Below are 15,279 nucleotides of genomic sequence, written 5' to 3' on the forward strand. Positions count from 1 at the left end.
TTTAGTATGGGCAGTCTATTAATGAATGGGTTATAATCCTAGAGAATAGATTTCTAGGGGAAAAAGGTGGCACAATTAAGAAACAGTAGGGTAATTGCTGCGGTTGTTATGACGGCGGTACTTATTATTGCTATACCGCTCCTTTTTAAAAAGATGCCAGCGGAATTTAGATCCTTAACCATGCCCCATTGGCCTTTTTCTCCTACTCAAGAGCAGTTTAATCCAGGCTCAAACCAAGCATTTATATCTCCTGCAGAGGCTTGGGTATTGCAAGTGGCTGATTTTAAGTTAAAGGAAAACGTAGCGGCTAATGCGCTTATGCAATCCTTACGTCAAAAGGGTTCTAAAACGTATATGCGACAAGTGATACTTTCAACGGGACCTGTTCTCCGTGTTTTTGTTGGGCCTGAAATTAAACCAGCGAAACTAAAAAGCTTGGGGGAGCTATTAAGTAAGGAAACGCAACTTAAGCCCATGATGACCGCCTTTGATCCTTTACTTTTCTAATCCCATGTTAAAAAAAATTAAAAAATTACCTTATACCGATCGTATTAACTATTGCGTAAATAAAACGGCAAAACGTTTGTGTGAAGTGATAGCGAGTAAACAATCTAATCTTTGTTTATCAGCCGATATAACCGACAGTAAAAAATTATTGAATTTGGTCGATCACGTTGGTTCAGAAATCTGTTTATTAAAAACACATATCGATATTCTGAGTGATTTTGATTCTGACTTTTTGATAGCGCTTAAAACCTTAGCGCAAAAGCATGCTTTTTTGATCTTTGAGGATAGAAAGTTTGCTGATATTGGCCATACGGTTAAACAACAATATGGAGGAGGGCTCTATAGAATTGCTGAATGGGCCGATATCACTAATGCACACACAGTTCCTGGGCCTGGGATTATCCAAGGGCTACAAGAAGTAGGTTTAAGCAAGCAGCGTGGGTTATTATTGCTGGCTGAAATGAGCTCTGTGGGTTCGCTTGCTCAGGGCAGCTATACCCAAGCCAGTGTCAAAATGGCAGAAGATTACCCTGATTTTGTGATGGGCTTTATTGCGCAAAGACAATTAACTGAGAATCCTGGGCTCATCCATATGACGCCTGGCGTACAATGGCATCAGGCGGGCGACAGTTTAGGTCAGCATTATATCTTACCTGAGCAGGCTATTCTGGAAAATAGAACCGATATTATCATCGTGGGACGGGGCATTTATCAGGCCAGTGACCCGTTGCTTGAAGCGAGGCGATACCGAGAAGCGACGTGGGAAGCCTATTTATCATGTTGTTAGAAAACACCCCAGTCCCAGTCATTACCATCGATGGCCCCGGTGGCGCAGGAAAAGGTACCGTCAGTAGCCGATTAGCCGAAAAACTAGGTTGGCATTTTTTAGATAGCGGCGCTATTTATCGTGCTTTTGCCTTTATAGCGGTAGCAACCTATACCCCCTTCGAGGAGACCTCATTGCTTCCTTTGGTCAAGCAGTTAACATTGCGCTTTATTAGCGATTCTTCCGACAATAAGCTGAAAATCCTATGGGAACAGCGCGATATTACCGAGGATATACGAACCGAGGAATCTGGACGTTTGGCGTCCAGACTGGGTGCTTATCCGAAGGTTCGGGAGGCCTTACTCAATTACCAGCGGGCCTTTCGACAGACCCCTGGGTTGGTCGCGGATGGCCGTGATATGGGGACGGTTGTTTTCCCAGATGCCCAGCTCAAAATATTCCTTTTCGCGAGCCTAGAAGAACGTGCAAAACGACGCTATTTACAGTTGAAGGCGAGGGGGGAGCGTGTTAGTCTTGACGCAGTACGGATAGAGCTTGAACAACGTGATAATCAGGATAAACAGCGTTCTACTGCACCTTTAAAAGCCGCTGAAGATGCCTTTATGATCGATACCACACATTTAAGCGTTCGGGACGTACTGCAGCGTATCCTAGATAAACTGCAAGTAAGCTAAATACGCTATTTTGGGGGTCATTATTTTACAATAATGACTGAATATTAACTGCGCATTTTTTTGCGCTATTTTTTACAATAGTTCTCTAAAAAAGAACAAGTGATATAACGATATGACAGAGAGTTTTAAGCAATTACTTGAGGAAAGTTTCTCAGATCGAGTTTTTCATACAGGAATGATCATCAGCGGTACGGTAGTTCGAATTGAAAAAGACCGTGTTGTTGTGAATGCCAATTTAAAATCCGAAGGTCTAATTCCTATAGAACAATTCTATAATGAAGCGGGCGAATTAGAAGTTCAGGTAGGCGACGAAGTTGACGTTAGTATAGAGTCTTTAGAAGATGGTTTTGGTGAAACACGTTTATCGCGTGAAAAAGCAAAACGCGCTGAAATGTGGACGTCATTACAAAAAGCACATGATGCTGGCTCTATTATAAAAGGTTTTGTAACAGGCAAAGTGAAGGGTGGGTTTACTGTAGAATTAGGTAATGTCCGTGCTTTCTTACCGGGCTCCTTAGTGGATGTTCGACCTGTTCGGGATTCCAGTATTATTGAAAATAAAGAACTTGAATTTAAAGTTATTAAACTTGATCCGAAGCGTAATAATATCGTTCTATCACGTCGTGCTGTCCTCGAATCAGAAGGGCAAGCGGGTCGCGAACAATTATTAACAGAATTAGAAGAAGGCCAAGTTATCAAGGGTATTGTGAAGAACTTAGCTGATTACGGTGCTTTCATTGATTTAGGCGGCATCGATGGCTTACTTCACGTGACAGATATTTCTTGGAAGCGTGTTAAACACCCAAGTGAAGTATTAACGATTGGCGATGAAATTGAAGTCATTGTACTGAAGATTGAAAAAGAACGAGGACGTGTTTCATTAGGGCTCAAACAATTAGCCGGTGATCCATGGTTAGACCTGATCAAGCGTTACCCTGTTGGCACACGCTTAAAAGGAACAGTAACCAATGTGACGGATTATGGTTGCTTCGTAGAAATTGAAGAAGGCGTAGAAGGCTTAGTCCACGTTTCTGAAATGGATTGGACCAACAAAAATATTAATCCGAACAAGATAGTGCAAGTAGGCATGGAAGTTGAGGTCGTTGTTTTAGATATTGATCTGGATCGACGTCGTATTTCTTTAGGGATCAAACAATGCCAATTAAACCCTTGGGAAGATTTCGCTAATACACATATAAAAGGTGAACACATTACCGGTAAGATTAAATCCATTACCGATTTTGGACTTTTCATCGGTTTATCAGGCGGTATTGACGGATTAGTTCACCTTTCTGATATTGCTTGGAACCTATCGGGTGAAGAAGCGGTACGGAAATATAAAAAAGGTGACGAACTCGAAACCGTTATTTTATCGATTGATCCCGAACGTGAGCGTATTTCACTCGGAATTAAACAATTAGAGAATGAAAATGCCTCGCTTTCTGCTCATCCCTTTGATAACTATGTGAAGGGTCAATGGGTAAAAGGGAAAGTACGAGCTATTGAAAGTGATGTCATTAAAGTTGATTTAGGCAATAATGTAGAAGCTGAAATTAAAACCTCAGAGTTAGGCGAAGAAGGTAAAACCTTTGAAGTCGGACAAGAAATTGAAGCGAGGATTTTAGATATTGATCGTAAAAATCATATCCTCTCTCTTTCTTTATCTCCATTAGAAGAAAAATCTTCTATTTAATAATAGACTCACAGCTATTGAAAACCCCACGTTAAAGCGTGGGGTAATCGTTAGATAGGAAGGGTAGTAGTTTTATGCGCATCCTAACTTATTTGTTCCTCATTTTATTAGTTCTTTTTTCCCTTACATTTGCCGGTCTTAATGCAGCGCCGATCAGCATTAATTATTATTTGGGAACAGCACAATTACCGCTTTCCTTGTTTGCCATATTAAGTTTTATTGTAGGTGGGCTATTAGGGTTGTTAACCGCTTTTAGTATCTATGTGAAATTAAAATACGCGAATCGCCGCTTACGACACCGCTTAAAGTTGGTAGAGGAAGAACTGATTAATCTGCGTGCTTTGCCACTTAAAGATCATCCTCATTAGTATGCTGGAACTATTGTTTTTATTACTTCCCTTTGCAGCTGCTTCAGGCTGGTATGCGGCTTATTATCATTTTTCTCACTCCACCTGCGATAAAAAAAATGACTTCAATCGTGAATATTTATTGGGCTTAAACTATTTATTAAATGAACAAGCCGATAAAGCGGTTGATACCTTTATTAAAATCCTAGAAGTTGATACCGAGACCGTCGAAACACATTTGGCATTGGGTGTTTTATTTCGGCGTCGCGGTGAAATCGATCGTGCTATTCGACTACATCAAAACTTGATTGATAGACCCCAATTACCCCAATCACAAAAAATACAGGCGTTGTTAGCCTTAGGCCAAGATTATTATTATGGCGGATTATTAGATAGGGCAGAGCGTTTGTTTTTTGAGGTCGCAACCAATGAAGAGGATAATAATAATGAATATACCCGAGTTGCATTACGTTATTTATTAGAGATCTACCAACAACAAAAACGTTGGGAAGTCGCCATAAAAAATGCTAAAAAAATTTCTAAATGGGAACCGCGTATTATTAAAAATATTGCCCATTACTATTGCGAGCTAGCATTTAACACACTAAAGAATGAATCCTCATCCAAAGAAGCTATCACGTTCCTCGAGCAAGCGCTTAAATATGATCCAAGTTGTGTACGTGCGAGTCTAATGAAAGGTGAAATAGCGATCAAAGCAGGAAAATGGGAAAATGCCATTCAGATATACCAAAGCATTAAAAAACAAGATCCAGACTATATTACCGAAACGCTAACACCTTTAAGCCAATGTTATCTGAAACGCGAATCAGGCGAAGCGGATTGGCTTAATTATTTATATACCACCTTATCTGAATACTCAAAAATATCTATTTGTCTGGCTATTGTAAAATTAATCCAAGAAAAAGATAGAGAGAAAGCACTGCAGTTTCTAGTTCAACAATTAGAGAGAAGTCCTTCCTTACAGGGATTATATTACTTAATTGATTTACATTTGGAGGAAGATAATGTTTGCAGTGAAGAAAAAACAGAGAAATATCAGCAGGAAAATAATTTAGCGACCTTAAAGACACTTACGGCTAAACTATTAAAAAAAAAACCTATTTATCGTTGTCTACGTTGTGGATTTAATAGTAAATTTTTAGACTGGTTTTGTCCGGCTTGTCGTAATTGGAGTACGATTAAACCAGATGGTATATAAATAAGCATTTATATGTGCTATGTAATGATAGGAACCTCAATTCTATTCTTACTGCTATCACCATATCTAATATTTTTATTGTAATTATTGATAGCTTTTTGATATAGAGTCGTAGCGGTTTGAAATACCTGATTTATTTAAAAACGCCTATTGCTGTCTAGGTAGGGGAAAAACTGGAAAACGCGCCCGGCGTCTCCCTCGCAAGTGAACACCATGCGACGAAAGCGATTAAAGCCAGATAGCAATAAGCAACTGCGAAATTATGTATTTAAAAAATTACACCTAATATGGTCGTCTGAACAAAGGAAAAAGTATAATTTGGAATATCTTTTCTTTACAGTGATTATGGAATCAGTAAGCGCTATTATCCTTATTTGAGGGATAAGCTACCGATGAGACAGGAAAGCATTGTGAAAGCAATGCGAAGTCGAAGAGCCCGCGATAGGCGTGCGTTGACGGGCGAAGCAGGAAACGCATCACGCCGTAAAGTCATTTGTGGGAGGCACGGGCATGAACTCCGAAGGAGTGAGTGCGTGCCGGACGCAGGACGTATCGCGGCCTAATTTCAGTCGCGTCATGCGAACGAATTTCGGGGACACCATGGCCGAAATTCTTCGGGAGCATAGCGACTCACTTGTATTTCATTATGTTAAAATAAGTCGTCGTACTAGGATATCATTTAGAAACACGAAAACTCGTGCATTATTGAGGAAGTTACTTTACCAAAAAATTTATTCTATATCTAAAAATTATTGGACGCTAAAACCAATCATCTGTCTAATATGGTTTGCGCTTATCAATACCCTAAATACAGAAAATACGCCGTCGATGAGACAGGAAAGCATTGTGAAAGCAATGCGAAGTCGAAGAGCCCGCGATAGGCGTGCGTTGACGGGCGAAGCAGGAAACGCATCACGCCGTAAAGTCATTTGTGGGAGGCACGGGCATGAACTCCGAAGGAGTGAGTGCGTGCCGGACGCAGGACGTATCGCGGCCTAATTTCAGTCGCGTCATGCGAACGAATTTCGGGGACACCATGGCCGAAATTCTTCGGGAGCATAGCGACTCACTTGATGCGTATAGGAAAAACTAGAAATTTCGAAAATAACTTCTATACTCATCCTGAACAGCAAAAAAGTTTTTCCATTCTTTCGCTAGGTTAAAATGACAAGGAAGTGCAGTTTGCCTGGGATGTATGCTCATTTTTTTAGTAAGGCCAGCCGTGTAATAAAATTATTGCTATATAGTCAAATATTACAGATAGGGGTTGTAGGTGCCTCACCGATAACCGAACTCAACGCGTTACCTTCTCAGCAGACTGTTATTCATCATATGGCTGCAAAAAAGCCAGAGCAGACTCTGTCTCCTCAACCCGCCAGCGCTAGTTCTGTAGTATATGTGCAAGCAAGAACAAAAGAGTCTCTGGGGGTAGGAAGCCGGGGAACATTGAAGAAGAAGCCCGTGCTAACAAAGGCTAGGCCTCATGCATTGACTAATAAGAAGCTACAAGCTCTTAAAAAGAAGTTAAAAGTGCATATTACAGGGGATGAACCGCCTCGAAGTTTCAACCCCGCGGATCCCCTATTAAAGCATCAATGGAATGAAGAGCCCGCGATGTCTCTAAGCGACCTAGGCTATATAGAGTCTGTAGCGGGGCCGTTAGCCCAGTTGGCCAAAAGTGGGGACCTATCGAATATCTCTTTAACAAGCCAACAATTTGGATTAAGCGGTCCTTTAAGTGGGGGAGTAAGTTACAGTAATGTGACAGGATATTTTCTGAATGCCCAATATATTCTACCTTTAGCCGAGCAAGTTGCTTTAGGGCTATTGGGCGAATATGGTCCTGGTCAGTACCGTTTGAATGGAACCATTGGATATGGGTTTTCACCGCTGTCACAACTTAAGGTGAGTGGAGAGTATTTGAACCAGCGTTTGTCTTTTCAATTTGATTCGGGCAGCGTTATACATCGACTGCATCAGTTCGCCTACGGTGTGCGGTTCCGACAAGTGTTTGAATCGCCCTATAGGCCAAGTATTAGCCTAGGAGGCTATTATGCCAGGGCTGCAAATAAAGATCTACCACCTGTGGTATTCAGTGTGAATGGTTTGAATTATTTGAATGAACGGCGCATAGCAGGGGCAATCAGCTCCGGCATCGATGTTGGAACGGAGTTGCTATTAAGTCGGAAGACCTTACTGGGTGGGAATCTGTATTTCGATCGAGTTCGTTACGGTACGCAATTAACGGGAGCTACCAGCCGAAATCGGCAAGGGTTAGGAGGGGGAATTAAGCTAGAACAATTATTTGGAGGGAGTTTTAAACTATGGACAGAGGCTTCTGTACGGAATAGCTATGACAGCTACGGGGCGGGGGCAAGTTGGTTGCCATTATCTAAACAATTAGGAGTGGAATTAAGTGTGTTGGGCCAGCATGTGGTTTTCCACGATAGCATGCAGAGTAATAGCAACGTCAGTTTACAGGTAAAGTGGTTGCCAGGTACTAACCTGAATTATGATGAATACTTTGATTCGAAGCAAAAACAGTTATCTAACGTGAGCCATTGGGTGAAAGCGCCCGCAGTGTACATGCCTCAGGTGTTAGCGATAGTAGAACAGATAACGCGTTTATCCTCACTGACTATCAGCAAACTTAACCCAAATAATGGACCTGTAGCGGGAGGTAATATTGTCACGATTACGGGGAGTAATTTTGTCCAAGGGTTAAAGGTATTTTTTGGCGGACAGTTAGCGAAGGTTATTGAGTTGTTCTCACCGACGATGCTAACGGTGGAAGTGCCGGGTATGGCTGGATCGACAACGACAAAATCTGTTGACGTGGTGATAGAGAGTCCTGATAATCAGCAAGCTATAATGAATAATGGGTATACGTATAATAATTTACCTAGTATCACGAACTTAGCGCCTCGTAATGGGCCTGTAGCGGGAGGTACGTCGGTAACGATTACGGGTACCAGTTTTAGTGGGGCAAGCAGCGTGATGTTTGGCGGTGCTGCCGCTAGGATTAATAACGTGAGTCCTGATGGCACCCAACTTACCGTTATCGCACCGGCGAGTACTGCTAGCGCGGCGGTACAAGTGATAGTTACTGCATACGGAGGTGTCAGTGTAGCCAATCCACCTGCGACAACCTACACCTATGTGGGCGCGCCGACGGTGACGGATATCACGCCTGCTACAGGCCCTCTCCAACGTTTGTTTGAGCGCGTTCCTGTCACGATAAGCGGTGACAGGTTTTGTTGCAAGGCCCAAACCGACCGTGCTCTGTGGCGGCAAGGGCAAGGAAAAGGAATGTGCAGGTAAGTACCGATGGTTACGCAATGACAGTCGCGATACGCCTGCGGCCGGGGCACAGCGGGGCCTAGTGGATGGATGTGATGGTGACGACCGCCTGGTGGGAGATGTGACTAGGATAGGCGGTTACAACCTATGTGGGCGTGCCGACTGGTGTGACGGGTATCACGCCTGCTACAGGGCCCCTCTAAACCGGCTTCAGCGGTCCTGTCACGATAAGCAGGCTAGGGTAAGGTTTTGTGCAGGCCAAACGGAACCGTGCTCTTTGGCGGCAAGGCAGGGAAAGGAAAGATATGTGCAGGGTCCCTTAAGTACCGATGGTACGCAAAATTGGGACAGTCAGATCGCCTGCGGCGGGCACAGCGGGGCCGGTGGATGTGATGGTGACGACGCCTGGTGGGAATGTGACTAAGAAAGGCGGTTACACCTATGTGGGCGTGCCGACGGTGACGGGTATCACGCCTGCTACAGGCCCTCTAAACGGTAGCGTTCCTGTCACGATAAGCGGTACAGGTTTTGTTGCAGGCCAAACGACCGTGCTCTTTGGCGGCAAGGCAGGAAAGAATGTGCAGGTAAGTACCGATGGTACGCAAATGACAGTCGATACGCCTGCGGCGGGCACAGCGGGGCCTGTGGATGTGATGGTGACGACGCCTGGTGGGAATGTGACTAAGAAAGGCGGTTACACCTATGTGGGCGTGCCGACGGTGACGGGTATCACGCCTGCTACAGGCCCTCTAAACGGTTAGCGTTCCTGTCACGATAAGCGGTACAGGTTTTGTTGCAGGCCAAACGACCGTGCTCTTTGGCGGCAAGGCAGGAAAGAATGTGCAGGTAAGTACCGATGGTACGCAAATGACAGTCGATACGCCTGCGGCGGGCACAGCGGGGCCTGTGGATGTGATGGTGACGACGCCTGGTGGGAATGTGACTAAGAAAGGCGGTTACACCTATGTGGGCGTGCCGACGGTGACGGGTATCACGCCTGCTACAGGCCCTCTAAACGGTAGCGTTCCTGTCACGATAAGCGGTACAGGTTTTGTTGCAGGCCAAACGACCGTGCTCTTTGGCGGCAAGGCAGGAAAGAATGTGCAGGTAAGTACCGATGGTACGCAAATGACAGTCGATACGCCTGCGGCGGGCACAGCGGGGCCTGTGGATGTGATGGTGACGACGCCTGGTGGGAATGTGACTAAGAAAGGCGGTTACACCTATGTGGGCGTGCCGACGGTGACGGGTATCACGCCTGCTACAGGCCCTCTAAACGGTAGCGTTCCTGTCACGATAAGCGGTACAGGTTTTGTTGCAGGCCAAACGACCGTGCTCTTTGGCGGCAAGGCAGGAAAGAATGTGCAGGGTAAGTACCGATGGTACGCAAATGACAGTCGATACGCCTGCGGCGGGCACAGCGGGGCCTGTGGATGTGATGGTGACGACGCCTGGTGGGAATGTGACTAAGAAAGGCGGTTACACCTATGTGGGCGTGCCGACGGTGACGGGTATCACGCCTGCTACAGGCCCTCTAAACGGTAGCGTTCCTGTCACGATAAGCGGTACAGGTTTTGTTGCAGGCCAAACGACCGTGCTCTTTGGCGGCAAGGCAGGAAAGAATGTGCAGGTAAGTACCGATGGTACGCAAATGACAGTCGATACGCCTGCGGCGGGCACAGCGGGGCCTGTGGATGTGATGGTGACGACGCCTGGTGGGAATGTGACTAAGAAAGGCGGTTACACCTATGTGGGCGTGCCGACGGTGACGGGTATCACGCCTGCTACAGGCCCTCTAAACGGTAGCGTTCCTGTCACGATAAGCGGTACAGGTTTTGTTGCAGGCCAAACGACCGTGCTCTTTGGCGGCAAGGCAGGAAAGAATGTGCAGGTAAGTACCGATGGTACGCAAATGACAGTCGATACGCCTGCGGCGGGCACAGCGGGGCCTGTGGATGTGATGGTGACGACGCCTGGTGGGAATGTGACTAAGAAAGGCGGTTACACCTATGTGGGCGTGCCGACGGTGACGGGTATCACGCCTGCTACAGGCCCTCTAAACGGTAGCGTTCCTGTCACGATAAGCGGTACAGGTTTTGTTGCAGGCCAAACGACCGTGCTCTTTGGCGGCAAGGCAGGAAAGAATGTGCAGGTAAGTACCGATGGTACGCAAATGACAGTCGATACGCCTGCGGCGGGCACAGCGGGGCCTGTGGATGTGATGGTGACGACGCCTGGTGGGAATGTGACTAAGAAAGGCGGTTACACCTATGTGGGCGTGCCGACGGTGACGGGTATCACGCCTGCTACAGGCCCTCTAAACGGTAGCGTTCCTGTCACGATAAGCGGTACAGGTTTTGTTGCAGGCCAAACGACCGTGCTCTTTGGCGGCAAGGCAGGAAAGAATGTGCAGGTAAGTACCGATGGTACGCAAATGACAGTCGATACGCCTGCGGCGGGCACAGCGGGGCCTGTGGATGTGATGGTGACGACGCCTGGTGGGAATGTGACTAAGAAAGGCGGTTACACCTATGTGGATGCACCCGCTATTAGCAGTCTATCGCCCTACTACGGTGACACCAAAGGGGGTACGTTGGTAACGATTACGGGTACCAGTTTTAGTGGGGCAAGCAGAGTGACGTTTGGCGGTGTTCAAGGCAACGATGTGCGCGTAAATGGTGCGGGTACGCAAATAACGGTTATCTCACCGCCCATGAGTCCAGGGAGGTACAGTGTTGTGGTAGTCACCCCGGGAGGGCCCAGTGTAATCACCCCCCCTGTGACTAACTATACTTATCCAGAGAAAGGCGTAGATGACCCGATTATCTATGATTATAACCCTAAGGCGTTTAATGCGAACGGGGGGGAGATGAAGGTTACCGGACTGCACTTTAGTGATACCGTGGAAATTTTCGAGTCTTCTAAGTTGCTTACTACTGTTACGGGTAAGGTGAATACAGAGCGTACGGAATTGATTGTGCCCATGCCTAAACTTAAACCTGGAAGATACTTTTTCTATGTGGTGGTACGAAATGGTAGTATGACCCGCTATTCATATGTTGCAGCGATCGACTATTATTAGCAGTTTATCCCCCATCCCCCCCTACCACGGTGGCCGCTGTTACGGGTAAGGTGAATAGCAGGATTGATTGTGCCCATTTTATGTAATCTATAGAATCCGGTAAGAAAAATTATCGGAAGTGCTGGGCTTAAATTACCTTATATTCAGTCATCAATGCTATTTCCGGCCAAACATGACGCCAGAATAAAAAACTTGATTTGTAGCGCTGCCTGCTTGTGTCTGCGCTAATTTTTCATTTTTTTCACTATTTTCTTTATGGAGAGCCGCTAGCTCTAAAATGACAGCTAATGGATCTTGAATAACATCACTTTTTAAAGTATTTCCAAACTTTAAACCCGTTAGTTCTGCTAGATAAAAATTGCTTTCCTCTAATCCTGCTTGTTGTGAATGAATAAATAATTTTTTTTGTAATTCTAATTTTTCAGCTTTGTTGTCTGATTTTGATAGTTCATTCATTTTTATTAAGCATATTTCAAATAAAACCATATGCATCGTTGTTTTATAGATGGCTTGTACTTTATTTTTATTTATTAACCTTTCAAAGGCTTTGAATAGAATTGAAAGCGTTTTTTCTCTTGCTTCACCATGTAAACTATTCCTAGCGAGATCAAATAAACAGAATCCTAATCCCGTGTAGTCAGTAGATATAGCTGTTTCTTCTTTAAAGTTAAGAAAAAAGTCTAATGCAGTGCTTAATTTTTCCCACCTGTTATTACGAATATAGTAGGTTAATTGATGTAACCTTTCATTAAAACATCGATCCCCTTTTATTTCTTTAAATGCGAGTACAGATCGCAGATAATTTTCTTTATCATAAAAACAATATCGAATATTTTTTTCTGCGGAATGAAAAATAGCATATGAAGACGCTTCTATTCCAAATTTTTCTAAGCTATTTAGCGCTTTATAGCCGCTACAACCTAAGTCTACTTCATAATTACCTGCTTCATTAAAAGAAAGCGATATTTTAGAGCTTTTACTTTTAATAGCAGGAATAAGAAATTCTTGTTGTGATATATCATAAGTTAAAAATCTATCTAAACTATATGGATTGGCTAATGTAGCAACGATATATTGACGAGTAAGATCAATTTTCTTTACTCCGCCCTCCTTCGATTGAAGTGTTATCGTGACTTTTGGGAAATTATCGATATCTGACGCTATTTCTTTTTGTAAAAACCTTAATTCCGTATTTTTATCTAGCCCAGCGTTTTTTTTAGCCATTGCACTCCATATTTCGGGTAAATCAGCATAAGGATAATTTTTTAATTGTAAACTCAATAAATATTTAATATTGATTATGGCTAAAGAATAACCATGTTTTTTTATATATTCATGGTTATACCTATAAAAATCTAGCTTTATTGGATCTAATAGCATCAGATCGATAGTTTCAACTATTTTTGGCAGGTACTCTTCTATTAACGGATAAGGAATTTTTATATTGGCACAAAAATTTCTTGAATTGTGCCCCATAAGAATTTCTTGAATGCTAATACTTGAAAATTTCCCTGTGACACAGCGTTTTAAATGGGTTATAAAATCATTTACATCTACCTTATAAGGTTCTTTCAATAACATACATAAATAATTATTATCACCCTCTTTATAATAAGCCCTACATTTTTCTGGAACAAATTGATAGCCTATAAGGTGCAGAAATGCATGTTCAAAAAGTTCTATGTTGGTAACATTAATATGTAATTTAGCTAAGTGTAGATTTAATTGAGTCGTTAAAGTTTTATAGTTAAGCATGATTATCTAGATTTATCCTTATAATTTAAATTAAACCCTTAGGCGTAAGGATTCTTGTTTTATTTATAACTAATTGTTAGTGGCATGACTATTAACTGAGTTACTTCTATCGCTACTCTTAAAGAAGGGGCCTGATGGGCTAACAAACGGACGATCGTTGGTTCTAGAAAATCTATAATTCATATTATTAAAATACGTATCATTAGGGCTAATATCTGAATTTGTTGATTGATACTGGGTATTGGCACAAGTAAGATTAAAAATAACGTTCATCGTGTCTTTTAAAATAAAAGCGGCTGAAATTGCAAGATAAATGATAGCTAAGGTAGGGATTGTTAAATGTAAACCAATAATTGCTCCCGCTACAGCAGGAAAAAGAAAAGCACATCCGGGTACAAATACTGATAAAGCAAGCAAAGTAGCAATGGTTAAATTAAAAATGATGGATGCTAGAAGTTTACCTGTGGTCATTTTTACTCCTGTGTTAGTTTAAACTAAACCCTTAAACGGAATGATGCTTGTGAAACTTCTGGTTGAGGCCTTTCTGCGAAACATTCTAACAAATGATTTAAAGTATTTAAAGCATAAATTAATTATCAAATAGATAATTTTTCTAATTCAAGTCACAACTCACTTGGTTATCCGGCTGAGCTCAGCGGTGGTCAAAAACAACGTGTCGCCATAGCCCGCGCACTGGCATATCAACCTAAGATATTGCTCTGTGACGAGGCCACTTCAGCACTGGATCCTGAAACGACTAAAAATATTCTTCAGCTGTTAAAAGAGATTAATCAGCGTCTTGGATTGACTATTTTTCTTATTACGCATGAAGTTGAGGTCATTAAAACACTGTGTGATCGTGTCGCCTTGCTGGATCGAGGTCATTTGGTAGAAGTGGCCGATATTGTTACTTTTTTTACTCACCCCTCAAGCGCTTTAGCGAAAAATTTGTGTACCATTCGTTAAAACAGGAACTCCCGCCTTTATTACAAATGCGCCTTAACCCTACTAAAAAAGAAAATAGCCACGCGGTATTACGTATTTTGTTTCATGGTCGAGCAGCGGCTGAGCCTTTAATTGCGCACTTAATGCGTAAACTAGGTATACATCTTAATATTTTACAGGCCAATATTGAGCTTCTAAAAGAGGTTACTTTGGGTATTATGGTGGCAGAAGTGATGGGCGATCAAACACCGTTACAACAAGGTATCGATTATTTAATCGCTAAAGGTCTTCAGGTTGAGGTGATGGGTTATGTCGATGGATCTATTGTTTGAATTAATGCATGCAACCAGTGAAACCGTGATGATGGTTTTGCTTTCGGGTGCCCTCGCCTTTATCTTTGGTTTACCTTTAGGCGTTTTACTTTTTGTCACGCGTCCAAATAAGTTATTACCGCATCCGCTGCTTCACCGATGTTTAGCAATGCTCATTAATATCACCCGTTCTATTCCGTTTATTATTTTAATGTTGGCTATCATTCCATTGACACGATTGTTGGTGGGAACGTCTATTGGAACCAACGCGGCGATTGTCCCCTTAAGCTTAGCGGCTATTCCGTTTTTTGCACGTATGGTTGAAAATAGCCTTAATGAGCTATCTCCAGGGCTAATAGAAGCCGGTCAAGCGATGGGCGCCTCCCCTTATCAGTTGATAAGGGCTATTTTGCTGGCCGAAGCGAGGCCTGGCATTATTAATAGCCTAACGATTACCTTAATTAACTTAGTGGCTTATTCAGCGATGGCTGGTGCGGTAGGTGGTGGTGGCTTAGGGGATCTCGCGATACGGTATGGCTATCAACGATTTGATATGAGCGTTATGCTAGCCACGATTGTGATTTTGATAGCTTTTGTACAAGGTATACAATATGTTGGCGATCGATGGGTCAAACGGTTTTCCCATTAAGGTAGAAAGA

Annotated in this window: 17 protein-coding genes; 15 read left to right on the top strand and 2 right to left on the bottom strand. The window is 43.3% G+C overall.

Annotation, left to right across the window (positions count from 1 at the left end):
- Positions 1-66 precede the first annotated feature (66 nt).
- The 12 genes from KX723_RS04625 (at position 67) to KX723_RS04680 (ending at position 11,609) form a co-directional block, all read left to right on the top strand.
- Complete coding sequence (locus KX723_RS04625) at positions 67-507, top strand: SPOR domain-containing protein (RefSeq protein ID WP_218814887.1); 441 nt, start codon at positions 67-69, stop codon at positions 505-507.
- A 4-nt stretch (positions 508-511) separates the two neighbouring features.
- Positions 512-1,294 (top strand): orotidine-5'-phosphate decarboxylase, encoded by a 783-nt coding sequence (gene pyrF, locus KX723_RS04630; RefSeq protein ID WP_218814888.1) that lies wholly within the window; start codon positions 512-514, stop codon positions 1,292-1,294.
- Positions 1,285-1,968, top strand: coding sequence for a (d)CMP kinase (gene cmk / locus KX723_RS04635; RefSeq protein WP_218814889.1), 684 nt, complete (start codon positions 1,285-1,287; stop codon positions 1,966-1,968). Before pyrF ends, cmk begins: the two co-directional genes overlap by 10 nt.
- Positions 1,969-2,080: 112 nt before the next feature.
- A complete protein-coding gene (gene rpsA / locus KX723_RS04640) occupies positions 2,081-3,661 on the top strand; it encodes a 30S ribosomal protein S1 (protein ID WP_218814890.1) in 1,581 nt (526 codons plus the stop codon).
- A 74-nt stretch (positions 3,662-3,735) separates the two neighbouring features.
- Positions 3,736-4,029: a LapA family protein gene (locus tag KX723_RS04645; RefSeq protein ID WP_218814891.1), complete on the top strand. Its 294-nt coding sequence runs from the start codon at positions 3,736-3,738 to the stop codon at positions 4,027-4,029.
- Position 4,030: 1 nt separating this feature from the next.
- Complete coding sequence (lapB, locus tag KX723_RS04650) at positions 4,031-5,227, top strand: lipopolysaccharide assembly protein LapB (protein WP_218814892.1); 1,197 nt, start codon at positions 4,031-4,033, stop codon at positions 5,225-5,227.
- A gap of 392 nt (positions 5,228-5,619) precedes the next feature.
- Positions 5,620-5,790: a hypothetical protein gene (locus KX723_RS04655; RefSeq protein ID WP_218813323.1), complete on the top strand. Its 171-nt coding sequence runs from the start codon at positions 5,620-5,622 to the stop codon at positions 5,788-5,790.
- 265 nt (positions 5,791-6,055) lie between these two features.
- Positions 6,056-6,226 (top strand): hypothetical protein, encoded by a 171-nt coding sequence (locus KX723_RS04660; RefSeq protein WP_218813323.1) that lies wholly within the window; start codon positions 6,056-6,058, stop codon positions 6,224-6,226.
- A 192-nt stretch (positions 6,227-6,418) separates the two neighbouring features.
- The gene (locus KX723_RS04665; RefSeq protein ID WP_246562582.1) at positions 6,419-8,548 is read left to right on the top strand and encodes an IPT/TIG domain-containing protein; all 2,130 of its coding nucleotides are present in this window, start codon (positions 6,419-6,421) and stop codon (positions 8,546-8,548) included.
- Between the two features lie 308 nt (positions 8,549-8,856).
- The gene (locus KX723_RS04670) at positions 8,857-9,288 is read left to right on the top strand and encodes an IPT/TIG domain-containing protein (protein ID WP_218814894.1); all 432 of its coding nucleotides are present in this window, start codon (positions 8,857-8,859) and stop codon (positions 9,286-9,288) included.
- 13 nt (positions 9,289-9,301) lie between these two features.
- Positions 9,302-9,997, top strand: coding sequence for an IPT/TIG domain-containing protein (locus KX723_RS04675; RefSeq protein ID WP_281421186.1), 696 nt, complete (start codon positions 9,302-9,304; stop codon positions 9,995-9,997).
- On the top strand, positions 9,918-11,609 hold the full coding sequence (locus KX723_RS04680; RefSeq protein ID WP_218814896.1) for an IPT/TIG domain-containing protein: 1,692 nt from the start codon (positions 9,918-9,920) through the stop codon (positions 11,607-11,609). Before KX723_RS04675 ends, KX723_RS04680 begins: the two co-directional genes overlap by 80 nt.
- A 156-nt stretch (positions 11,610-11,765) precedes the next feature.
- Here KX723_RS04680 and KX723_RS04685 read toward each other — a convergent pair whose 3' ends face one another.
- Together KX723_RS04685 and KX723_RS04690 are read right to left on the bottom strand one after the other, a co-directional pair.
- The gene (locus tag KX723_RS04685) at positions 11,766-13,364 is read right to left on the bottom strand and encodes a hypothetical protein (protein WP_218814897.1); all 1,599 of its coding nucleotides are present in this window, start codon (positions 13,362-13,364) and stop codon (positions 11,766-11,768) included.
- Between the two features lie 69 nt (positions 13,365-13,433).
- A complete protein-coding gene (locus KX723_RS04690; protein WP_218814898.1) occupies positions 13,434-13,835 on the bottom strand; it encodes a hypothetical protein in 402 nt (133 codons plus the stop codon).
- A gap of 243 nt (positions 13,836-14,078) precedes the next feature.
- Here KX723_RS04690 and KX723_RS04695 point away from each other — a divergent pair, with 243 nt between their 5' ends.
- Genes KX723_RS04695 through KX723_RS04705 form a run of 3 tightly spaced genes read left to right on the top strand, consistent with a single transcriptional unit; the run spans position 14,079 to position 15,269 of the window.
- Positions 14,079-14,330: an ATP-binding cassette domain-containing protein gene (locus tag KX723_RS04695; protein WP_246562562.1), complete on the top strand. Its 252-nt coding sequence runs from the start codon at positions 14,079-14,081 to the stop codon at positions 14,328-14,330.
- Positions 14,315-14,641, top strand: a complete 327-nt coding sequence (locus KX723_RS04700) for an NIL domain-containing protein (RefSeq protein WP_218814899.1) — start codon at positions 14,315-14,317, stop codon at positions 14,639-14,641. The genes KX723_RS04695 and KX723_RS04700 overlap by 16 nt, the downstream gene beginning before the upstream one ends.
- Entirely contained in the window at positions 14,619-15,269 is a 651-nt protein-coding gene (locus KX723_RS04705) for a methionine ABC transporter permease (RefSeq protein ID WP_218814900.1), read from the top strand. Before KX723_RS04700 ends, KX723_RS04705 begins: the two co-directional genes overlap by 23 nt.
- Positions 15,270-15,279: the final 10 nt, after the last annotated feature.

Source organism: Rickettsiella endosymbiont of Dermanyssus gallinae (assembly GCF_019285595.1).
In the GTDB taxonomy this organism is placed as follows: Bacteria; Pseudomonadota; Gammaproteobacteria; order Diplorickettsiales; family Diplorickettsiaceae; genus Rickettsiella_B.